The 20466-nt window shown below is 68.6% G+C and carries 21 protein-coding genes; 13 read left to right on the top strand and 8 right to left on the bottom strand.

From position 1 onward, the window contains the following. Positions 1–22 precede the first annotated feature (22 nt). Positions 23–1057, bottom strand: coding sequence for a CAF17-like 4Fe-4S cluster assembly/insertion protein YgfZ (gene ygfZ, locus H0X91_RS05510; RefSeq protein WP_034201627.1), 1035 nt, complete (start codon positions 1055–1057; stop codon positions 23–25). A 77-nt stretch (positions 1058–1134) separates the two neighbouring features. Here ygfZ and mltG point away from each other — a divergent pair, with 77 nt between their 5' ends. From mltG to H0X91_RS05555, 9 genes are all read left to right on the top strand, one after another. Then, positions 1135–2154: an endolytic transglycosylase MltG gene (gene mltG / locus H0X91_RS05515; RefSeq protein ID WP_058901536.1), complete on the top strand. Its 1020-nt coding sequence runs from the start codon at positions 1135–1137 to the stop codon at positions 2152–2154. Then, entirely contained in the window at positions 2154–2774 is a 621-nt protein-coding gene (tmk, locus tag H0X91_RS05520) for a dTMP kinase (protein WP_006483888.1), read from the top strand. The genes mltG and tmk overlap by 1 nt, the downstream gene beginning before the upstream one ends. An 18-nt stretch (positions 2775–2792) precedes the next feature. Beyond that, entirely contained in the window at positions 2793–3821 is a 1029-nt protein-coding gene (locus H0X91_RS05525) for a DNA polymerase III subunit delta' (protein ID WP_196432872.1), read from the top strand. A gap of 141 nt (positions 3822–3962) precedes the next feature. Further along, complete coding sequence (locus H0X91_RS05530; RefSeq protein ID WP_062884483.1) at positions 3963–4742, top strand: TatD family hydrolase; 780 nt, start codon at positions 3963–3965, stop codon at positions 4740–4742. A gap of 43 nt (positions 4743–4785) precedes the next feature. After that, a complete protein-coding gene (locus H0X91_RS05535; RefSeq protein ID WP_006485954.1) occupies positions 4786–5496 on the top strand; it encodes an ankyrin repeat domain-containing protein in 711 nt (236 codons plus the stop codon). A gap of 118 nt (positions 5497–5614) precedes the next feature. Then, positions 5615–5971: a Rap1a/Tai family immunity protein gene (locus H0X91_RS05540; protein WP_006485939.1), complete on the top strand. Its 357-nt coding sequence runs from the start codon at positions 5615–5617 to the stop codon at positions 5969–5971. 89 nt (positions 5972–6060) lie between these two features. Further along, a complete protein-coding gene (locus tag H0X91_RS05545; protein ID WP_006485950.1) occupies positions 6061–7233 on the top strand; it encodes a mechanosensitive ion channel family protein in 1173 nt (390 codons plus the stop codon). 43 nt (positions 7234–7276) lie between these two features. Continuing rightward, the gene (locus H0X91_RS05550) at positions 7277–8452 is read left to right on the top strand and encodes an AAA family ATPase (RefSeq protein WP_034201629.1); all 1176 of its coding nucleotides are present in this window, start codon (positions 7277–7279) and stop codon (positions 8450–8452) included. A 284-nt stretch (positions 8453–8736) separates the two neighbouring features. Continuing rightward, positions 8737–9801 carry a glycosyltransferase family 4 protein gene (locus H0X91_RS05555; protein WP_006485945.1) on the top strand — a complete coding sequence of 355 codons (1065 nt, stop codon included), beginning with the start codon at positions 8737–8739 and terminating at the stop codon, positions 9799–9801. 130 nt (positions 9802–9931) lie between these two features. Here H0X91_RS05555 and H0X91_RS05560 read toward each other — a convergent pair whose 3' ends face one another. The 3 genes from H0X91_RS05560 to H0X91_RS05570 form a co-directional block, all read right to left on the bottom strand. After that, complete coding sequence (locus tag H0X91_RS05560) at positions 9932–10519, bottom strand: BPSL1445 family SYLF domain-containing lipoprotein (protein WP_006496373.1); 588 nt, start codon at positions 10517–10519, stop codon at positions 9932–9934. A 249-nt stretch (positions 10520–10768) separates the two neighbouring features. Continuing rightward, positions 10769–11218: a membrane protein gene (locus tag H0X91_RS05565; protein ID WP_006485938.1), complete on the bottom strand. Its 450-nt coding sequence runs from the start codon at positions 11216–11218 to the stop codon at positions 10769–10771. 259 nt (positions 11219–11477) lie between these two features. Next, positions 11478–11768, bottom strand: coding sequence for a PsiF family protein (locus H0X91_RS05570; RefSeq protein WP_011549641.1), 291 nt, complete (start codon positions 11766–11768; stop codon positions 11478–11480). A 271-nt stretch (positions 11769–12039) separates the two neighbouring features. On the opposite strand from H0X91_RS05570, the gene H0X91_RS05575 reads away from it, so the two are divergent. After that, positions 12040–13062, top strand: coding sequence for an asparaginase (locus H0X91_RS05575; protein ID WP_069353271.1), 1023 nt, complete (start codon positions 12040–12042; stop codon positions 13060–13062). Positions 13063–13153: 91 nt separating this feature from the next. Here the strand turns inward: H0X91_RS05575 and lysM are convergent, their stop codons facing one another. From lysM to gcl, 4 genes are all read right to left on the bottom strand, one after another. Continuing rightward, positions 13154–13624 (bottom strand): peptidoglycan-binding protein LysM, encoded by a 471-nt coding sequence (gene lysM, locus H0X91_RS05580; protein WP_006478617.1) that lies wholly within the window; start codon positions 13622–13624, stop codon positions 13154–13156. Positions 13625–14083: 459 nt separating this feature from the next. Next, the gene (locus H0X91_RS05585) at positions 14084–14977 is read right to left on the bottom strand and encodes a 2-hydroxy-3-oxopropionate reductase (RefSeq protein WP_006485940.1); all 894 of its coding nucleotides are present in this window, start codon (positions 14975–14977) and stop codon (positions 14084–14086) included. A 41-nt stretch (positions 14978–15018) separates the two neighbouring features. Then, entirely contained in the window at positions 15019–15828 is an 810-nt protein-coding gene (gene hyi, locus H0X91_RS05590; RefSeq protein WP_006485952.1) for a hydroxypyruvate isomerase, read from the bottom strand. 43 nt (positions 15829–15871) lie between these two features. Then, positions 15872–17647, bottom strand: coding sequence for a glyoxylate carboligase (gene gcl / locus H0X91_RS05595; protein WP_006485953.1), 1776 nt, complete (start codon positions 17645–17647; stop codon positions 15872–15874). A 171-nt stretch (positions 17648–17818) separates the two neighbouring features. Here gcl and H0X91_RS05600 point away from each other — a divergent pair, with 171 nt between their 5' ends. The 3 genes from H0X91_RS05600 (at position 17819) to H0X91_RS05610 (ending at position 20425) form a co-directional block, all read left to right on the top strand. Next, complete coding sequence (locus H0X91_RS05600; RefSeq protein WP_006496376.1) at positions 17819–18730, top strand: LysR family transcriptional regulator; 912 nt, start codon at positions 17819–17821, stop codon at positions 18728–18730. A 167-nt stretch (positions 18731–18897) separates the two neighbouring features. Continuing rightward, positions 18898–19539 carry an RNA polymerase sigma factor gene (locus H0X91_RS05605; RefSeq protein WP_062884485.1) on the top strand — a complete coding sequence of 214 codons (642 nt, stop codon included), beginning with the start codon at positions 18898–18900 and terminating at the stop codon, positions 19537–19539. Next, positions 19529–20425: an anti-sigma factor family protein gene (locus H0X91_RS05610; protein WP_062884486.1), complete on the top strand. Its 897-nt coding sequence runs from the start codon at positions 19529–19531 to the stop codon at positions 20423–20425. Before H0X91_RS05605 ends, H0X91_RS05610 begins: the two co-directional genes overlap by 11 nt. Positions 20426–20466 lie beyond the last annotated feature (41 nt).

Genomic DNA, 20466 nt, shown 5'->3' on the forward strand with positions numbered 1-20466 from the left:
GCGCGAACGGGTTGTCAGTGCATCACGCTTCGGTCGGCCACGCGTACGGCAGCGCGTCGAACGCGAGCGCCGGGCCGTCGGCCGAACCGAGGTGCACCGTGCCGCTGTCGAGCGCGGCGAGCTTGATCTCGACCAGCGCGTCGACGCCGCCCGCCGGCGCGGCCGCCGCGTTGACGATCATCCCGCACGGCTGGCCCGGGTCGTCGCTGTGGAACAGCTCGACGCCGGCATGCACGGTATCGGTCTCGCCGGCGACGTGCGCGAGCGCGGTGCGGCGCTTGATCGTGCCGCGGTACTGGCTGCGCGCCACCACTTCCTGGCCCGGGTAGCACCCTTTCCTGAAGTTAACGGCGCCGATCACGTCGAAGTTGACCATTTGCGGTACGAACTGTTCGACGGCCGGCTGCGTGATGCGCGGCTCGCCCGCGCGCACGTCGAGCCAGTCCCACACGGCAGGCGACACGACCGGCAGCGTGCCGGCGAGCGCGGCGAGGCGCGCGTCGACCTCGGCGCGCGGGCCGATCCACAGATAGCGCTTGCGGCCGGCCGCATCCGGCACGCGGATCAGCGTGCCGGCCGGGCCGTCGACCTTCACGTGCACGCCATCGGGCAGCGCATCGAAGATGCCCGACAGCGCGTCGCGCACGTCGCCAGCGAAACCGGCCACCGCGAGCGTGTCGCTCGCATCCGTCAGCTTCGCCTTCGCGCGCAGCACGAACATCGACAGCCGCTTCTGCACGGCAGGCTGCACGTCCTTCGACACGAGCAGGCGCACACCGTGGCCGGCGCGCCACGTGAGGAACGACGCGAGCAGGCGGCCCTTCGGCGAGCAGTACCCGGACAGCCGCGCGCTGCCGGCATCGAGATGTTCGATGTCGTTGGTGAGCTGGCTGTGCAGGAACGTCGCGGCGTCGTCGCCGGCCACGTCGATCACGCCGAACTGCGGCAGCGGCATGCAGGCGCCCGGCGCATCGAAATCGGCGGCGGACGGGCGGGGGAAAACGGGGAGCGAGGCAGATGCGGCCTGGGCAGCCGGTGAAGCGAACGGTGTGCTCATGGAATGAGGGAACAGTCAACCCTGACTTTGACGAAGGCGAGCAAGTATTATATGGGTCTTACCTGAGTCACGTTTCCATGTCCCTACTGAAGAAATGCGCCGCGACGATCGTGGCGCTGGCCGTCGTTGTGGCCGCTGCCGGCGCGGGCGGCGGGTATTACTGGGCGACCCGGCCGCTGTTGCTGGGCTCGGCATCGCTCGACGTCACGATCAAGCCGCGCAGCAGCGTGAAGAGCGTCGCGCTGCAGCTCAAGCGCGGCGGCGTGCCGGTCGAGCCGTTCGCCTTCGTCGCGATGACGCGCTTGCTCGGGCTGTCGAGCCGGCTCAAATCGGGCAATTACGAATTCAAGACCGGCATCACGCCGTACGACGTGCTGCAGAAGATCGCGCGCGGCGACGTGAACGAATACGTCGCGACGGTCATCGAGGGCTGGACCTTCAAGCGGATGCGCGCGGAGCTCGACGCGAATCCCGATCTGGCGCACGCGACGGCCGGCATGAGCGACGCCGAGCTGCTGCGCGCGATCGGCGCGCCGGACGGCGTGGTGCAGCGCGGCAGCGGCGAGGGGCTGTTCTTCCCCGATACCTACCTGTTCGACAAGGGCACGAGCGACCTGAACATCTACCGGCGCGCCTATCGCCTGATGCAGACGCGCATCGACGAGGCATGGGCCGCGCGCACGCCGGGGCTGCCGTACAAGACGCCTTACGAGATGCTGACGATCGCGTCGATCGTCGAGAAAGAAACCGGCCACGCGGCCGACCGCGCGTTCGTCGCGGCCGTGTTCGCGAACCGGCTGCGCATCGGCATGCCGCTGCAGACCGATCCGTCCGTGATCTACGGGCTCGGCGACGCGTACGACGGCCGGCTGCGCAAGCGCGACCTGCAGGCCGACACTCCTTACAATACCTACACCCGACGCGGGCTGCCGCCCACGCCGATCGCGTTGCCGGGCGTCGCCGCACTGCAGGCGGCGATCAATCCGGCCCCGACGAGCGCGCTCTATTTCGTCGCGAAGGGCGACGGCACGAGCGTGTTCTCGGACACGCTCGGCGACCACAACAAGGCCGTGGACAAATACATACGAGGTCAATAATGGCGAGCGGTAAATTCATCACGTTCGAGGGCATCGACGGGGCGGGCAAGACCACCCACCTGGCATGGTTCTGCGAACGCCTTCAGGGCCGGCTGGCTGCGGCCGGCCGGCAGGTCGTCGTGACCCGCGAGCCGGGCGGCACGCAGCTCGGCGAGAAACTGCGCGAGATCCTGCTGAACCAGCCGATGGATCTCGAGACGGAAGCGCTGCTGATGTTCGCCGCGCGGCGCGAGCACCTCGCGCTCGTGATCGAGCCGGCGCTCGCGCGCGGCGACTGGGTCGTGTCCGACCGCTTCACCGACGCGACCTTCGCGTACCAGGGCGGCGGCCGCGGGCTGCCGCGCGACAAGCTCGAGACGCTCGAGCGCTGGGTGCAGGGCGGTTTCCAGCCCGACCTCACGGTGCTGTTCGACGTCGCGCCGCAGGTCGCGAGCGAGCGTCGCGGGGCCGCGCGCATGCCGGACAAGTTCGAAAGCGAGTCCGACGCGTTCTTCTCGCGTACGCGTGCCGAATACCTGCGGCGCGCGGAAGAGGCGCCGCACCGCTTCGCGATCGTCGACGCGACGCGATCGATTCCCGAGATTCGCCAGCAGCTCGAACGCGTGCTCGCCGCGCTGTAACCCGCAAGGACGCACCCCATGATCTATCCGTGGCAAACCGACGACTGGAACCGCCTGCAGCAACTGCGCGCGCAATGGCCGCATGCGTTGCTGCTGCACGGTCAGGCCGGGATCGGCAAGCTGCAGTTCGCGCAGCATCTCGCGCAGGGTTTCCTGTGCGAATCGCCGCAGCCGAACGGCGAGCCGTGCGGCGCCTGCGCGGCCTGCAACTGGTTCTCGCAGGGCAACCACCCGGACTACCGGATCGTGCTGCCCGAGGCGCTGGCGGGCGAGGCGCCGGGCGCCGCGGACGACGCGAAGCCGGCCGACGCGGACGAAGGCGGCAAGAAGACCCGGGCGCCGAGCAAGGAAATCAAGATCGAGCAGGTGCGCGCGCTGCTCGACTTCTGCGGGGTCGGCTCGCACCGCGGCGGCGCGCGCGTCGTCGCGCTGTATCCGGCGGAAGCGCTCAACGTCGCCGCGTCGAACGCGCTGCTGAAAACGCTGGAGGAGCCGCCGGCCGGCGTCGTGTTCCTGCTCGTGTCGGCGCGCATCGACCGCCTGTTGCCGACCATCATCAGCCGCTGCCGCCAGTGGCCGATGACCGTGCCGGCACCGGAGGCCGCCGCCGCGTGGCTGGCGGCGCAGGGCGTCGACCAGGCCAGCGCGCTGCTTGCGGAAGCCGGCGGCGCGCCGCTCGCCGCGCTGGCGCTCGCGAGCGACGAGAATCGTCCGCTGCGCGACTACACGTTGGGGCAACTGGCCGCCGGGGCGGCCTGCGACCCGTTCGCGTGCGGCGAGACGCTGCAGAAGCTGCCGGTGCCGCTGGTGCTCGGCTGGCTGCAACGCTGGCTGTACGATGTGCTCGCGCAGCGGATGGCCGGCGCGCCGCGCTACTTCCCGATGCACGCGGCGGCCCTGGCGCGCTGCGCGGAAGCGGTCGACGCGAACGCATTCGCCCGCTTCATGAAAGCCGTGACGCGGCAGCGGACCGTCGAGAACCATCCGCTCAACGCGCGGCTCGTATTCGAGGAATTGTTTCTCGGCTATCGGGAAATGTTTGCTTGATCCGGCATTGTTTCCGATGGGTTGCGAAACGATGAACGGGTCACGCGACGGCGCGACCGTGGCCGGCCGGCCCGCCCACGTCGCCCGCTGCCGCATGCCGGCGGGCGCATGAGCGTCCGTCTCACGTATTCAGGAAACACGATGTTCGTCGACTCTCACTGCCACATCAACTTCAAGGGCCTGGCCGACCGCCTGCCGGCCGTTCTCGAGAACATGCGCGAGCACGACGTCACCCACGCGCTGTGCGTGTCGGTCGATTTGGAGACGCTGCCCGACGTGCTCGCGATCGCCGAAGCGCACGACAACGTGTACGCGTCGGTCGGCGTGCATCCCGATCACGAGGACATGCGCGAGCCGGCGCTCGCGGAGCTCGTCGAGCTGGCCGCGCACCCGAAGGTCGTCGCGATCGGCGAAACCGGCCTCGACTATTACCGTCTCGAAGGCCGCTCGATCGCCGACATGGAATGGCAGCGCGACCGCTTTCGCACGCACATCCGCGCGGCGACCGCGACGATGAAGCCGCTGATCATCCATACGCGTTCGTCGTCGGAAGACACGCTGCGGATCATGGCCGAGGAGCGCGCGGACGTGCCGGGCGGCGTGATGCACTGCTTCACAGAGCCGTGGCCGGTCGCCGAGCAGGCGCTCGCGCAGAACTTCCATATCTCGCTGTCGGGCATCGTCACGTTCAAGAACGCGACCGACGTGCAGGACGTCGCGCGGCGCGTGCCGCTCGACCGGCTGCTGATCGAGACCGACTCGCCGTACCTCGCGCCGGTGCCGTATCGCGGCAAGCCGAATGAACCTGCGTACGTCAGCCATGTCGGACGCTTTATCGCATCCGAGCGCGGGATCGCCGTCGAGGCGCTCGCGGATGCGACGACGCAGAACTTTTTCCGGCTGTTCAGGATCGCCCGCTAACGACGGGCGCGCAGCCGACAACCCAGGGAAGGAGCCCACAACAATGACGAAGCCGACCAACCATCTGCCCAAACGCGCACTCGTTGCGGCCGCATTCGTCGCGAGCGGGCTGTTCGCCGCCGCCGGCGCGCATGCCGAGTCGCTCGACGCGATCGTCAAGGCCGTCAAGTTCGACGACATCGCCGATATCGGCAAGCAGCTCAAGAGCGGCAAGCTCGATCCGAACACGCTCGCGCCGAACGGCGACCCGATCCTCGTGATCGCCGCGCGCGAGAAGTCCGACAAGGTCGCGGCCGCGATCGCGACGACGCCGAACGTCGATCTCGAAAAGGAAGACAAGGCCGGCGAAAACGCGCTGATGCTCGCGTCGCTGAACGGCGACCTCGGCCTCGTCAAGCTGCTGATCGACAAGGGCGCGGAAGTCAGCAAGAAGGGCTGGGCGCCGCTGCACTACGCGGCGACCAACGGCCAGGACGCGGTCGTCAAGGTGCTGCTCGACCACGACGCGTACATCGATACCGCATCGCCGAACGGCACGACGCCGCTGATGATGGCCGCGCGCGGCAACCATGCGTCGACGGTCACGCTGCTGCTCGACCAGGGTGCCGATCCGCAGGTGAAGAACCAGCTCGGCATCACCGCGCTCGAATTCGCGAAGCACTACAACGCGCCGGACGCGATCGAGATCCTGAGCAAGCGGACGACGCGTATCGGTGCGTCGACGCCGGCAGATGCACAAAAGAGTGCAAAATAACGGTTTTTGGTGCGGCGCCGCCTGTCCGCCCGGCCGGCTTCCGGCCGCGGCAGGGCAGCCGGCGACGCACCGGCCAACGCAGCAGGCGGTCACCGGCCGCATTGACATAAGGAACACCATGTTGCGCGCAATGTTTTGTGCCGCGGCGTTTGCCGTGCCGTTGTCGGCGGCGGCTTTCACGGGCGCGGATCTCGACCGGCTGTGCGCGAAGACGGACGTCAAGTCGCGGGCGTCGTGCGCGGCCTATATCGAAGGCGCCGCCGACGGCGTCTACAACACGATCGATGCGATCGGCGGCACCACGGGGCCGCGCGTCGGCCAGTACTTCTGCCTGCCGCCCGACATCCGGGCGCAACAGATGACGGACGCGGTGCGCAAGTACATCGCCGAAAATCCGAAGCTGGCCGACTACAACGCGAGCACCGCGGTGTCGCTCGGTCTCGGCAAGGCGTTTCCCTGCAGGAGCGGCAACTGATCTGACGCCGTGTCCGGGCGCGTGCGTGGCCCGGACGTCGCCGACGCATCCAGGACGAAGCCTGCGCGCTTCATCACTCGAGGGCGCCGATGATTTCAATCGAGGAACTGCAGCGCATCGCCGATGCGCCGTTGCATTCGTGGCTCGGCACGCTGGTCGTGTCGGTCATCGTGATACTGGTCGTCACGGTCGTGCACCGCCTCGGCGCACGCATCGTCAAGCGCATCGCGCAGCCGTATCCGCTGATGAGCGCGATCCTGCGCTACATCGACAAGCCGTCGCTCGTCGTGCTGGCGTTGCTGGCGCTCGAATTCGTGTGGGTCCAGGCCGACGACGGCATGTCGTTCGTGCGCGGCATGCGCACCGCGGCGGCGGTCGGCTCGATCGTGTCGCTCACGTGGCTGCTGGTGCGGCTCGCGGCCGGCGTCGGCGACGCGATCATCCAGGCCCATCCGATCGATACGGCCGACAACCTCCACGCGCGACGCGTCCATACGCAGGCCAAGGTGCTCGTACGGACCGTGATGGTGCTGATCGTGATCATCGGTACCGGCGCCGCGCTGATGACGTTTCCGAACGTGCGCCAGATCGGCGCGAGCCTGCTGGCATCGGCCGGTGTCGCGGGGCTGGTCGCCGGTATCGCCGCGCGGCCGGTGCTGGGCAACCTGATTGCCGGGTTGCAGATCGCGCTCACGCAGCCGATCCGGCTCGACGACGTGGTCGTGATCCAGGGCGAGTGGGGGCGCATCGAGGAAATCACCGGTTCGTTCGTGTCGGTGCGGCTGTGGGACCAGCGGCGCCTCGTCGTGCCGCTGCAGTGGATCATCGAGAACCCGTTCACGAACTGGACGCGCAGCAGCGCGGAGATCATCGGCACGGTCTACCTGTCGGTCGATTACCGTACGCCGCTCGCGCCGCTGCGCGAGGAGCTCGCGCGGCTCGTCCACGCGGCGCCGGAATGGGACGGCCGCGTGCAGGTGCTGCAGGTGACCGACGCGACGGAGCGCACGATGCAGTTGCGCGCGCTCGTCAGCGCGGCCGATTCGTCGTCGTGCTGGGACCTGCGCTGCCGCGTGCGCGAAGGATTGATCGCCTATCTGCAGGACCGTTATCCGCAATGCCTGCCGCGCAGCCGGATGGAGCTGTATCCGCACGAATCCGCGCCCGATGCGCCGAATCCCGAGCGGCCGCACGCGCGGTCGCCTGCGGCCAGCACGGCGGCCAACACCGCGGCCGATCCGCAGGCCGTCGACGGCCGCTGAACGCGGCCCGGCGCCTGCCTGCCATTCCCCGTCGCCCAATTCCATGACCGCGCTGAAGACGCTCGCCATCGCCAATTACCGCTCGCTGCGCGAGCTGATCGTGCCGCTCGCGGCGCTCAACGTCGTCACGGGGCCGAACGGCAGCGGCAAGTCGAGCGTGTACCGCGCGCTGCGGCTGCTCGCCGACACCGCGCAGGGCCGCGTGATCCCGTCGCTCGCCCGCGAGGGTGGCTTGCCGTCGACGTTGTGGGCCGGCCCCGAGCGTTTCTCGCGCGCGATGCTGGCCGGCGACGTGCCGGTGACGGGCACGGTGCGCAAGGGCCCGGTGAGCCTGAAGCTCGGCTTTGCGTGCGACGATTTCGGCTACTCGATCGATCTGGGCCTGCCGCTGCCGAGCAGTTCGCAGTTTGCGCTCGATCCGGTGGTCAAGCGCGAATGCGTCTGGGGCGGCGCGTTGCTGCGCCCGTCCACGCTGCTGGTCGACCGGCAGGGCGCGCAGATCCGCGTGCGTACCGCATCGGGCGACTGGCAGACGATTCCGCAGCCGGTCGCGAGCTTCGACAGCATGATGACCGAGTTCGCCGATCCGACCGGCGCGCCCGAGATGATCGCGGTACGCGAACGGATCCGCTCGTGGCGCTTTTACGACCATTTCCGGACCGATGCGCAGGCGCCGGCGCGCCAGTCGCACATCGGCACCCATACGCCGGTGCTCGCGGACGACGGGGCCGACCTCGCCGCCGCGCTGCAGACGATCCGCGAAATCGGCGACGCGGCGGCGCTCGATGCGGCGATCGACGACGCGTTTCCCGGCGCGTCGGTGGAGATCGACAACCCGGGCGGCCGTGGCCGCTTCGACGTGCTGATGCGCCAGCCGGGGCTGCTGCGGCCGCTGGCGGCGGCCGAGCTGTCCGACGGCACGCTGCGCTACCTGCTGCTCGCGGCCGCGCTGCTGACGCCTCGGCCGCCGGCGCTGATGGTGCTGAACGAACCGGAGACGAGCCTGCATCCCGATCTGCTGCCGGCGCTCGGCCGCCTGATCGCGCAGGCCGCCCAGCGCTCGCAGGTGCTGGTCGTGTCGCACGCGGCGCGGCTCATCGCGACGCTCGAGCGCGAGGCGGGCTGCGAATCGCTGGTGCTCGACAAGCAGCTCGGCGCGACCGCGCTCGTCGATGCCGACTCGCGCGACCTGCCGGCATGGAAGTGGCCGTCGCGTTGACGGCCTGATCGCGATCGTTGGCATGTGTTCGACGCCCGGCCGCGCCGAATCCGCGCCAGCCGGGCCCGAGCGACGCGGCGAGCCCGATCGGTCGAATGTATCCGGTCTGTAACAACCCCCAAAAAATGCAAGACCTGCGGTTCCGCTCATCGGGATCGCGAATAATAATGAGATATCCGGTTGGCGCCATGCCGGCCGGCGCGGCATGGACGCAGGGCGGGGCGCGCGCAAGCGCGGACTCCGCCGGCCGTACCGCAACGGACAGGACACAGGAGACGTGGACCATGAGAATTGCCCAGATCGCCCCGCTGACCGAATCCGTGCCGCCGAAGCTGTACGGCGGCACGGAGCGCGTCGTGTCCTACATCACCGAGGCGCTCGTCGACCTCGGCCACGACGTGACGCTGTTCGCGAGCGGCGATTCGACGACGCGGGCGAAGCTCGAGCCCGTGTGGCCGCGCGCGCTGCGGCTCGATTCGTCGATCCGCGACCGGGTCGCGCCGCACATGCTGCTGATGGAGACGGTCGCGCGCCGCGCGAAGGATTTCGACGTGCTCCATTTCCACATGGACTACTACTCGTTCTCGGTCTTCAACCGGCAGGAAACGCCTTACGTGACGACGCTGCACGGCCGGCTCGACCTGCCCGAGCAGCAACCGGTGTTCGACACGTTCAACACGGCGCCGGTGATCTCGATTTCCAATTCGCAGCGCCAGCCGTTGCCGCAGGCGAAATGGCTGACGACCGTCTATCACGGGCTGCCCGATACGCTGTACATGCCGCAGCCCGTCGAGCCGCGCTATCTCGCGTTCCTCGGCCGCATCTCGCCGGAAAAACGCGTCGATACCGCGATCCGCATCGCCCGCCAGTGCGGGTTGCCAATCCGGATCGCCGCGAAGATCGACGCGGCTGACCAGGAATACTTCGACCGCGAGATCAAGCCGCTTTTCGCGTTGCCGCACGTCGAATACATCGGCGAGATCGCCGATCACGAGAAGGCCGAATTCCTGTCGGGTGCGCATGCGCTGCTGTTTCCGATCGACTGGCCGGAGCCGTTCGGCCTGGTGATGATCGAGGCGATGTCGTGCGGCACGCCGGTGATCGCGTTCAACCGCGGCGCGGTGCCCGAAGTGGTGGACGAGGGCGTGTCCGGTTTCATCGTCGAGGACGAAATCAGCGCGGTGGCCGCCGTGAACCGGCTGCACCTGCTGCCGCGTGCGCGCGTGCGGCAGCGTTTCGAGGAGCGCTTCACGTCGCGCCGGATGGCGCAGCAGTACGTCGACGTGTACCAGTCGGTGATCCGCGCGCAGAAGCGCTCGCGCTTCAAGGTGATCGATTCGACGACCTGAGCGGCCTGAACGGCCCGAGCAGTCCGACCGACCCGGCGCCGCGCCGGCGGATAAAAAAACGGCGATGCCCGCAAGGACATCGCCGTTTGCGCATGACCCGCGCGCGGCACGCGCGGGCAGTGCGTCAACGTCAGATCTTGAGCTTGGTGACCTTGGTGCCGTTGATCGACACGTCGCCCATCAGGCCGGCGTTGGTCAGCACGACGACCTGGATCGGCGCGGTAGCCGTGTTGGAGTCGACCGCGCCGTTCGCGCCCATCTTCACGAGCGCGACCGATGCGCCGGCGCCGGCTGCCCAGCCGTCCGAGCCGCGGAATTCGTCGAGCGCCTGCTGCGTCATGAACAGGAACACGATCGCCTTCGACTGCGCGCCGGCCTGCAGGCCGACCGACAGCGACGACGTGTTGTAGTAGCCGACCGTGCTGCCGCCGACGCGCAGCGCGCCATTGCCGGACTGGCCGCCGACGATGAAGCCGGCCTGGATCACTTCGGGGAACACCAGCACGCCGCGCGATTTCGCGACGAGCTCGCGCGAGCCCTTGACCGTGGAGTACATGCGCGACAGCGTCGCGTCGACGCTCGCGTCGATCGACTGACGCTTCGACGCGTTGGTCGCGGCGTTGTCCGGCTTGTCCGGGGTGGTGGTGCAACCGGTGAGCGCGAGGCTACCGACGATGAGCGCAGCGGCGGCTTTCAGCACAAGATTCCGTTTTTGCATCGTTGTTCTCCATCGGATGATGTTCGGAGTGAGTCTCGCTCAAGGAGCGGATCACGTCGGCAGTTATATCACAGCGGATTACGGCCTCTTTTCGTTGCCACGTGAAAAAGCGTCAAATCGCGCGAGGGTGTCGCGGCGCGCCAACGGACGGAGCGGCGCCCGAGCGCCAGGCGCGCTTCGCGCGGGGGCGGCATGCGGGGAACGCAGTGGTCGAGCGGGGGGCGGCGGCGCCCGCGGCGCGTGTCGGGGTCAGTGCGTGACAGGCGGAACGGGCGGCTTGATCGGCGGGCGGCGCAGCGCGCGGCGGATCAGCGCGATCACGACGCCGCAGGCGAACAGGAACGCGGCCGGGACGACCCAGTAGCCGACGAACGCATGCCACAGGTAGCCGGCGAGCGTATTGCGGCGCACCACGTATTCGTCGCGGGCCGCCTGCTGGCGCGGCGCGTTGGCGGCGAGCACGTCGGCCGGGCAGCCGGCCGCGCGCGCGTCGTCAGGATCCCCGTGGCACTTCGCGGCGGCGCCGGCGGCCTGCTGCGCATCGGTGAGCTGCCAGGTGGTCAGCGCGAGCTGCAGGTCCGCCTTGTTATAGGCCATTTCCTCGCGGATCTCGCGCACGGCGATGATCGCGACGGGCACCGCCCAGAACACGATCACGATCAGCCAGCGGCGGAACCAGCGGTGTTGTCTCCATGCCATCCAAAGCCTCCGTTTGACGCGCGTGCGCGTCCGTCTCGAGGGCGGCCCGATGGCGCTTCTTGGTCTTGGGTGGGCCGCGTTGCAGCCATCATAGAAGAAAACGCGGCGAATTGCCGCACCATGTGGCGGCGTCGTGACGGCGGGCCGGAAAAACGGGGCGGGAAAGGCCGAATGGCGCACGTCGATGCGCGTGCAACGAAAACGAAAATGCCGCGCCCGCCGAAGCGGGGCGCGGCATTCGGGACGGGAGCGCCGGGACTCAGGCGGCCGGCTGGTTGCTCAGGCAGCTCTTCATGAACGCCTTGCGATCGTCACCCTTCTTGCCGGTGGCCTGCGTGTTGCATGCCTTCATCTTCTCCTGCTGCGTCATTGCCTTTGCGGGCTTCGCCGACAGGCAGTCCTTCATGAACGCCTTGCGTTCGTCGCCCGTCTTGCCGGCTGCCTGCGTGTTACAGGCCTTCATCTTGTCCTGCTGGCTGTTCGCCGCGAATGCGGGGGAAGCCAGCATGCCGCCGAGAAGCACTGCGGCTACGAGCGATTGGATTTTCATTTCGACACTCCCATGGGGTGAATTGCGCGTGATCGACGCCGTCACGACGCACGACGCGATGAGGACAGGGCCACATCGCACCACGCGTTCCGATTATGGCAAATCAATGTGAAAACACCAAAACGGCACTTCCTATAACGTTGCGGACGCCACGGCCGTTGACGGCGCGTGCGGCGCGGGGATCGGGACAAACCATGACGCGCGCCGGCAACGGCCGGCTGCCGCGCCGGAACCCGCCGGCTCGCGGCCGCGAGCCATTACAATCGCGGCCATGAATACACCGAACACCGCATCCCCTTCGTCCGCGCCGGCGCTGCCGCGCATCGCCGTCCTCGCCACCGGCGGCACGATCGCCGGCGCCGCGCCCGACGCGGCCAGCACGGCCGGCTACCAGGCCGGCGCGCTCGGCGTCAGTTTCCTGGTCGACGCCGTGCCGGCGCTCGCGTCCGTCGCGCGCATCGACGCGGAGCAGGTCGCCAGCATCGACAGCAAGGATCTCGCGCTGCCGCTGTGGAACACGCTCGCCGCGCGGATCGACGCGCTGATGGCCGACCCGGCGATCGACGGCATCGTGATCACCCACGGCACCGATACGCTCGAGGAGACCGCGTATGCGCTGCATCTGGTCGTGAAAGGCGACAAGCCGGTCGTGCTGACGGCCGCGATGCGGCCGGCAACCGCGCTGTCGTCCGACGGCCCGCTGAACCTGCTGAACGCGGTGACGGTGGCCGCCCATCCGGCCGCGCGCGGGCAGGGCGTGCTGGTCGCGTTCAACAACCGGATCCACGGCGCGCGCGATGTCGTCAAGACGAGCACTTATGCGGTCGACGCGTTCCAGTCGCCGGAGCTCGGTGCGCTCGGCTGGGTGCAGGACGGCCGCGTCGAATTCGCGCGCCGCGTCACGCGTACCCGCGACACGCAACTGGCGATCGCGGCGAGCTGGCCGCTGGTCGAAGTCGTCGCGAGCTATGCGGGCGTGACGCGCACGGCCGTCGACGCGCTCGTCGCGGCCGGCGTGCGCGGCCTCGTCGTCGCGGGTACCGGCAATGGCTCGATCCATGCGACGCTGCAGGCGGCGCTCGCCGATGCGGTGAACGCGGGCGTGGCGGTGGTCCGCGCGTCGCGCGTGGGTTCGGGGCACGTGATGCGCAACGGCGCCGCGAGCGACGATGCGCTCGGTTTCGTGAGCGCGGGCTCGCTGCACCCGTTCAAGGCGCGCGTGCTGCTGATGCTCGCGCTCGCGAACGGCATCCACGATCGCGACGCCCTGCAGCGCGCGTTCGATACGCTGTGACCGACGGTCGCCGCGCGGACGTCGTGCAGCGTGCATAAAAAAATGGCAGGCCAATGGCCTGCCATTTTTTGCGTCAGTGCTGCGCGAACGCTCAGGACTGCGGCGGAATCACGAGCTTCTGGCCCGGGTAGATCCGGTCCGGGCTCGACAGCATCGGCTTGTTCGCCTCGAAGATCACCGGATACTTGTTCGCGTCGCCATACACTTCCTTGGCGATCGCCGACAGCGTGTCGCCCGGCTTCACGTCGTGGTACTGCACTTCCGGATCGTCCGGCTGCAGATCGTCGTCGTTGACGCCCGCGACACCCTGCACGTTGCCGGCCGCGACCTTGACCTTCGCCTTCGTGTCGAGATCGGCGACGCTGCCCGACAGCGTGACGGTGCGCGATGCGCCGTCGAACGCGACGGTCAGGTTCGACGTGTCGAGGCCTTGCGAGCTGATGTAGTTCTTGATGGCATCGGCCGCAGTCTGGTTCGCGGCATTCGGATCTTCCGCTGCCTGTGCATCGGCGTGACCCAGCAGTTTTTCACCCGCCTCCTTGATAAACGAAAGAAGACCCATCGTTGCACTCCTTAGGTGGTTGAAAAGAAAACGCGCCGTGAAGTGGCGAAAAAAACACCGCGCTGGGGGCGGGCCCGGAAGGGCGCGCAAGCGCGGCGGTTTTCTCGAAAGGCGTGGCGAAAGTGTAGGCGTTCAACGCGACGATTGCATGAAAAATCGCACGCTCGAACGTAAAGAAATGTAATACGCGAAATCCGACAGGCGGACACCCGACGACGACGTCTGACCGACCAAGGCTTCCCCGGCGCCGCCGGGTGCCGCTGCGGACCCCACCACGCCGCTCTCAGCCCAGAGCGGCGTTTTTCGCCCCGTCCCGCATGCCGTTGGCGATGCAGGGCGGGGCGCCCCACCGTGATGCGCGCGTGCGGCGCGCATCGATGCGACCGGCCGCGGCCGAGTCACGTGTATTCGTCGCGCGCCTGCGCCATCGCAGCACAAACGCGCGTTGCGGCATCCGCGTTACGCGGCCGGCGTCTGGCCGATCTCGAAGTTCGACATGATCTCGAGCGCGCGCACGAGTGCCGAGTGATCCCATGCCTTGCCGCCGTGCGACGCGCACACGCTGAACAACTGCTGCGCGCTCGCGGTGTGCGGCAGCGCGAGGCCGAGCTTGCGCGCGCCGTCGAGCGCGAGGTTCAGGTCCTTCTGGTGCAGCTCGATGCGGAAGCCCGGATCGAACGTGCGCTTGGTCATGCGCGCACCGTGCACTTCGAGGATGCGCGACGCGGCGAAGCCGCCCATCAGCGCCTGGCGCACGCGCTCCGGATCGGCGCCCGAACGGGCGGCGAACAGCAGCGCCTCGCCGACCGCCTCGATGTTCAGCGCGACGATGATCTGGTTCGCGACCTTGCAGGTCTGGCCCGCGCCGTTGTCGCCGACGAGCGTGATGTTCTTGCCCATCTTCTCGAACAGCGGCTTCGCGCGCTCGAATGCCTTCTCCGGGCCGCCGACCATGATCGTCAGCGTCGCTTCGCGTGCGCCGACTTCGCCGCCGGACACCGGCGCGTCGAGGTAGTCGCAGCCGAGCGCGTTGATCTGCTTCGCGAATGCCTGCGTGTCGAGCGGCGAGATCGAGCTCATGTCGATCACGAGCTTGCCGGCCGTCAGGCCCTTCGCGACGCCGTCGTCGGCGAACAGCACGTTACGTACGTCCGGCGTGTCCGGCACCATCGAGATGATGATGTCGGCGTGCTGCGCGACTTCGGTGGAGTTCGCGACGACCTTCGCGCTGCCGCGCAGGTCGTCCGGGATCGGGAACGCGCCGTTCACGACGAGTTGATGATCGCCCTTGAGCAGGTTGCGCGCCATGTGCGCGCCCATGATGCCGAGGCCGATGAAACCGATGGTTGCCATGTGAAAGTCTCCTATAGGGCTGAAAACGGAAAGGGCGCGACTCAGGCGGCGCGACGCGCCGAGGCCGGTGCGCAGCCGGCCACGCTTTGCAGCCAGCCGAGGCCTTCCGTCGTGGTGGTACGGGGCTTGTATTCGCAGCCGACGTAGCCGGCATAGCCGAGCCGGTCGAGCAGCGCGAACAGGAACGCATAGTTGATCTCGCCGGTGCCCGGCTCGTTGCGGCCCGGGTTGTCCGCGAGCTGGACGTGGCCGATCGATGCGAGGTTGCGTTCGATCGTCGCGGCCAGTTCGCCTTCCATGCGTTGCATGTGATAGATGTCGTACTGCAGGAACAGGTTGTCCGAGCCGACCGCGCGGATCACGTCGAGCCCTTCCGACGAGCGGTTCAGCGCGAAGCCCGGGATGTCGAAGCTGTTGCACGGCTCGACGAGCAGGCGGATGCCTTCACGCTTGAGCGCGTCGGCCGCGAAGCGCAGGTTGTCGACGATCGTGACGAACGTCTTGTCGCGTGCCGTGCTCGCCGACGGGATGCCGACGAGGCAGTTCAGCTGCGGCACCTTCAGCGCCTTCGCATACTCGATCGCGCGGCCGACGCCTTCCTGGAATTCGCCGACGCGATCGGGCAGGCACGCGATGCCGCGCTCGCCCTGATCCCAGTTGCCGGCGGGCAGGTTGTGCAGCACGAGGCGCAGACGGTTGGTCTCGAGCCGTTCGGCGAGTTCCTCTTTCGCATACGGGTACGGGAACAGGAACTCGACGGCGTCGAAGCCCGCGTCCGCGGCCGCCTTGAAGCGGTCGAGGAACGGCACTTCGTTGAACAGCATGGTCAGGTTTGCAGCAAACTTCGGCATGAGCTAAGCCTCTTCGGTCGGTCAGTCAAAAAAGTCTTGCAGGTCAGTCGAGCATCGAGATCGCGGTCGGGGCATGCTCGGCCTTTTCGGCGAGATCCTCGAATTCGTTGATCGCATCGATTTCGGTGCCCATCGAGATGTTCGTCACGCGCTCGAGGATCACTTCGACGACCACCGGCACGCTGAACTCTTCCGCGAGCGTCTGCGCCTGGCGCAGCGCCGGCTCGATCTCTTCCGGCTTGAACACGCGCAGCGCCTTGCAGCCGAGGCCTTCCGCGACGGCCACGTGGTCGACGCCATAACCGTTCAGTTCCGGCGCGTTCACGTTGTCGAACGCGAGCTGCACGCAGTAGTCCATGTCGAACGCGCGCTGCGCCTGGCGGATCAGCCCGAGGTACGAGTTATTCACGACGACGTGCACGTACGGCAGCTTGAATTGCGCGCCGGCCGCCAGTTCCTCGATCATGAACTGGAAGTCGTAGTCGCCGGACAGCGCGACGATCGGGCGGCTCGGATCGGCCGCACGCACGCCGAGCGCGGCGGGGATCGTCCAGCCGAGCGGGCCGGCCTGACCGCAGTTGATCCAGTTGCGTGCCTTGAACACGTGCAGGAACTGTGCGGCGGCGATCTGCGACAGGCCGATCGTGCTGACGTAGCAGGTATCGCGGCCGAACACCTTGTTCATCTCTTCGTACACGCGCTGCGGCTTGACCGGCACGTTGTCGAAGTGCGTCTTGCGCTGCAGCGTGCGCTTGCGTTCCTGGCAGTCGGCGACCCACGCGCTGCGGTCCTTCAGCTTGCCGGCGGCCTTCCATTCCTGCGCGACCGCGACGAACAGCTCGAGTGCGGCCTTCGCGTCGGACACGATGCCGAGATCCGGGCCGAACACGCGGCCGATCTGCGTCGGTTCGATGTCGACGTGCACGAACTTGCGGCCCTTCGTGTAGACCTCGACGCTGCCCGTGTGGCGGTTCGCCCAGCGGTTGCCGATGCCGAGCACGAAATCCGATGCGAGCATCGTCGCGTTGCCGTAGCGGTGCGACGTCTGCAGACCGACCATGCCGGCCATCAGCGGGTGGTCGTCGGCAATCGCGCCCCACGACATCAGCGTCGGGATCACCGGCACGCCGACCGTTTCGGCGAACTGTACGAGCAGGTCTTCGGCCGCCGCGTTGAGCACGCCGCCGCCCGACACGATCAGCGGCTTGTCCGCGTCGTTGAGCATCGTGAGCGCCTTCTCGATCTGCGCACGGGTGGCCGCGGGCTTGTAGACCGGCAGCGGTTCGTACGTGTCGATGTCGAATTCGATTTCGGCGAGCTGCACGTCGATCGGCAGGTCGACCAGCACCGGGCCCGGACGGCCCGAGCGCATCAGGTGGAATGCCTGCTGGAACACCCGCGGCACGAGCGCCGGTTCGCGCACGGTGACGGCCCACTTCGTGACCGGCTTCGCGATCGATTCGATGTCGACGGCCTGGAAGTCTTCCTTGTAGAGGCGCGCGCGCGGTGCCTGGCCGGTGATCGCGAGGATCGGAATCGAATCGGCGGACGCGGAGTAGAGGCCGGTGATCATGTCGGTGCCGGCGGGGCCCGACGTGCCGATGCACACGCCGATGTTGCCCGGTGCCGCACGCGTGAAGCCTTCGGCCATGTGCGACGCGCCTTCGACGTGGCGCGCCAGCACGTGGCTGATGCCGCCCGACTTGCGCATGGCCGAGTAGAACGGGTTGATCGCTGCGCCCGGCACGCCGAACGCGGTCTGGATGCCTTCCTTCTCGAGCACGAGTACGGCTGCGTCGACGGCTCTCATCTTGGCCATGAATGTCTCCTTGGATAGTGGAATCTTGCGAATCGGTCTGTTGAGGACACTTTAGGGATGCAGGAAAGGTTTGATAAGATCAGCCGAAGTCGCTTATTTCGAAACTAAAAGTATGGAATGACGGCCGGACGGGGCTTCCCGCCGGTGTCGGAACGGAGACGGAGACGGGAGATGGATCGCTTCAAGCAGATCGAGACGTTCGTGCGGGTCGCGGACGCGGGCAGCCTCGCGGCGGCGGCGCTCGAGGAGGGCGTGTCGCCGGTGGTGCTCGGGCGGCGCATCGACGCGCTGGAGAAACGCCTCGGCGTGAAGCTGATGTACCGCTCGACGCGGCGGCTGGTCGTCAGCGAGGAGGGCGCCGCGTTCCTCGAGCGCTGCCGCGGGCTGCTGTCCGAATGGGATCAGGCCGAGAACGAGCTGGCCGCCGGCCGGCGCGCGGTCAGCGGGCACCTGATCGTGTCGGCGCCGGCCGCGTTCGGGCGCAAGCACGTCGCGCCGCACGCGCCCGGCTTCCTGGCCGACAAGCCGGAGATGCAGCTGTCGTTCAACCTGACCGACCGTGTCGTCGATCTCGTGCGCGAAGGCTACGACCTGTCGATCCGGATCGGCGGCGCGGTCGATCCGAACTTCGTCGCGGTGAAGCTCGCGTCGAACCGGCGCGTCGTGTGCGGCACGCCCGACTATTTCCGCAAGCACGGGCGGCCGAAGTCGCTCGACGACCTGCTGAAGCACAACTGCCTGGCGTTCAACCTGCAGGGCGGGCAGAACCGCGGCTGGTACTTCCAGCGTCACGGCAAGATCGCGACGATGCGCGTGACCGGCAATCTCGACTGCAACGACGGCGAGCTGCTGCACCGCTGGGTGGCCGAGGGGCTCGGGCTCGGCTGGCGTTCGACGTGGGAAATCGCCGCGCAGCTCGAAACGGGCGAGCTCGAGACCGTACTCGACGAATACGCGCTGCCCGACTACGACATCCTCGCGGTCTACCCGCAGCAGCGCTACGTGCCGGCGCGCGTGCGCTATTTCATCGACTATCTGCGCGCCGCGTACGCGCGCCCCGGTTACTGGAGCACCACGCCGTAACGGGCGGCCGGATGGGCCGTCCGGCGATTTTTTACGCTTCATGCGCACGGCGCGGGAATAAACTCGACGCAGCAGCGGTAAGGTCATCGAGCGCGCACGTTGCCGGTTTGTCCGGGTGCCGTGCGCGGAACGGGCGCGGCGTCGGCCGCCGGGACCAGGGAGGCCATGTGGGGCAAGCCGGACAGGCGGTCGATGACCGGGCGGCGGACGATGCGCGCGCGCGCGGCGAGCGGTTTCGCGCGCTCGTGCTGCCGCATCTCGACGCCGCGTACAACCTCGCGCGCTGGCTGAGCGGCAGCGCCGGCGATGCGGACGACGTCGTGCAGGACGCGTGCATGCGCGCGCTGCGCTTCGTCGATTCGTGTCGCGGCGACAACGCGCGGCCGTGGCTGCTGACGATCGTGCGCCACACCTGGTACACCGAGTGGCGGCGGCGCACGCAGGCGCACGAGGTCGCGCTGCCCGACACGCTCGACGACGCCGACGTCCCGGACGACTGGCAGCCGGCGACGGAGGACCCGCTCGCGCACCTGCTGCGCGGCGAGAACGTGCGGCTCGTGAATGCGGCGCTCGCGAAGCTGCCGGCCGAACACCGCGAGGTGCTCGTGCTGCGCGAGATGGAGGACCTGAGCTACCGCGAGATCGCGGCGATCGTGGACGTGCCGGTCGGCACGGTGATGTCGCGGCTCGCGCGCGGCCGGCGCAAGCTCGCCGCGCTGCTGGGCGGCGCGCCCGCGCCGGCGACCGAAGGCCGGCCGGGCCGTGCGCCGGCGGGCGGAACCGCATCGGAGGCTATCGATGGACTGTAACGAAGCGCGAGCGTTGCTGGACGCGGACGTCGACCGCGAGCTGTCGGCGCCCGATGCGTTGCGGGTCCAGCAGCATGTCGACGGGTGCGATGCGTGCCGCCGCGAACGCGCGCGGATCGTCACGCTGGTGCAGGCCGTGCGGCAGGCCGATTATCACCGCGCGCCGGACGCGCTGCGGGCAAGCCTCCTCGCGAGCCTGCCGGCAGCGGCCGACGCGCGTGCCGATGCGCCGTCGCGGGCCGAGCCGCGACCGGAGTCCCCGCCACCGCCGCCCCGGCGGCCGCGCGGGCGCGACTGGTTCGCGTGGCTGACCGGGCGGGGCGGGGCGGCACGCCCGGTATCGACCGGCACCGGCCCGCGCGTGGCCGCGCTGCCGGGCCTCGGCTGGGGCGTCGCGTTGCTGATGGCGCTCGCGGCGGCGGGCGGAATGGCATGGTCGGCCCGCCACGCCGACACCGCCCGTACGGTCGACGAACTGGTCGCGAGCCACGTGCGGGCCGACCTGTCGGCGCGCGACATCGACGTGATCTCGACCGACCGGCACACGGTCAAGCCGTGGTTCAACGGCCGGCTCGACTATGCGCCGCCGGTCGAGGATCTCGCGGCGAGCGGCTTCGCGCTGGTCGGCGGCCGGCTCGACTACGTCGGGCGGCGCCGCGTCGCGGTGCTCGTCTACCGCCACCGGCAGCACGTGGTCGACGTCTACGTGCAGCCGGCCGGGGAGCGGCCGGCGGCCCCGTACACGACCGTGTCGCAGGGCTATGCGCTCGACCGCTGGAACGCGGCCGGGATGACGTGGTGGGCCGTGACCGACGCCGAGCCGTCGGCGCTGGCGGCGTTCCGGACGGCGCTCGACGCGCGACTTGCCGGCACGCATAACGAGTGACCGTTGCGGCCGCGGGACCGGCGTGCTTGCGCTCCGACCCC

The organism is Burkholderia sp. 9777_1386, from assembly GCF_015712265.1.
GTDB lineage: Bacteria > Pseudomonadota > Gammaproteobacteria > Burkholderiales > Burkholderiaceae > Burkholderia > Burkholderia cenocepacia.

Excerpts from the sequence above, each read along its gene's own strand:
- ygfZ (WP_034201627.1), bottom strand. The coding sequence starts at position 1,057 with ATGAGCACACCGTTCGCTTCACCGGCTGCCCAGGCCGCATCTGCCTCG.
- mltG (WP_058901536.1), top strand. The coding sequence starts at position 1,135 with ATGTCCCTACTGAAGAAATGCGCCGCGACGATCGTGGCGCTGGCCGTC.
- tmk (WP_006483888.1), top strand. The coding sequence starts at position 2,154 with ATGGCGAGCGGTAAATTCATCACGTTCGAGGGCATCGACGGGGCGGGC.
- H0X91_RS05525 (WP_196432872.1), top strand. The coding sequence starts at position 2,793 with ATGATCTATCCGTGGCAAACCGACGACTGGAACCGCCTGCAGCAACTG.
- H0X91_RS05530 (WP_062884483.1), top strand. The coding sequence starts at position 3,963 with ATGTTCGTCGACTCTCACTGCCACATCAACTTCAAGGGCCTGGCCGAC.
- H0X91_RS05535 (WP_006485954.1), top strand. The coding sequence starts at position 4,786 with ATGACGAAGCCGACCAACCATCTGCCCAAACGCGCACTCGTTGCGGCC.
- H0X91_RS05540 (WP_006485939.1), top strand. The coding sequence starts at position 5,615 with ATGTTGCGCGCAATGTTTTGTGCCGCGGCGTTTGCCGTGCCGTTGTCG.
- H0X91_RS05545 (WP_006485950.1), top strand. The coding sequence starts at position 6,061 with ATGATTTCAATCGAGGAACTGCAGCGCATCGCCGATGCGCCGTTGCAT.
- H0X91_RS05550 (WP_034201629.1), top strand. The coding sequence starts at position 7,277 with ATGACCGCGCTGAAGACGCTCGCCATCGCCAATTACCGCTCGCTGCGC.
- H0X91_RS05555 (WP_006485945.1), top strand. The coding sequence starts at position 8,737 with ATGAGAATTGCCCAGATCGCCCCGCTGACCGAATCCGTGCCGCCGAAG.
- H0X91_RS05560 (WP_006496373.1), bottom strand. The coding sequence starts at position 10,519 with ATGCAAAAACGGAATCTTGTGCTGAAAGCCGCCGCTGCGCTCATCGTC.
- H0X91_RS05565 (WP_006485938.1), bottom strand. The coding sequence starts at position 11,218 with ATGGCATGGAGACAACACCGCTGGTTCCGCCGCTGGCTGATCGTGATC.
- H0X91_RS05570 (WP_011549641.1), bottom strand. The coding sequence starts at position 11,768 with ATGAAAATCCAATCGCTCGTAGCCGCAGTGCTTCTCGGCGGCATGCTG.
- H0X91_RS05575 (WP_069353271.1), top strand. The coding sequence starts at position 12,040 with ATGAATACACCGAACACCGCATCCCCTTCGTCCGCGCCGGCGCTGCCG.
- lysM (WP_006478617.1), bottom strand. The coding sequence starts at position 13,624 with ATGGGTCTTCTTTCGTTTATCAAGGAGGCGGGTGAAAAACTGCTGGGT.
- H0X91_RS05585 (WP_006485940.1), bottom strand. The coding sequence starts at position 14,977 with ATGGCAACCATCGGTTTCATCGGCCTCGGCATCATGGGCGCGCACATG.
- hyi (WP_006485952.1), bottom strand. The coding sequence starts at position 15,828 with ATGCCGAAGTTTGCTGCAAACCTGACCATGCTGTTCAACGAAGTGCCG.
- gcl (WP_006485953.1), bottom strand. The coding sequence starts at position 17,647 with ATGGCCAAGATGAGAGCCGTCGACGCAGCCGTACTCGTGCTCGAGAAG.
- H0X91_RS05600 (WP_006496376.1), top strand. The coding sequence starts at position 17,819 with ATGGATCGCTTCAAGCAGATCGAGACGTTCGTGCGGGTCGCGGACGCG.
- H0X91_RS05610 (WP_062884486.1), top strand. The coding sequence starts at position 19,529 with ATGGACTGTAACGAAGCGCGAGCGTTGCTGGACGCGGACGTCGACCGC.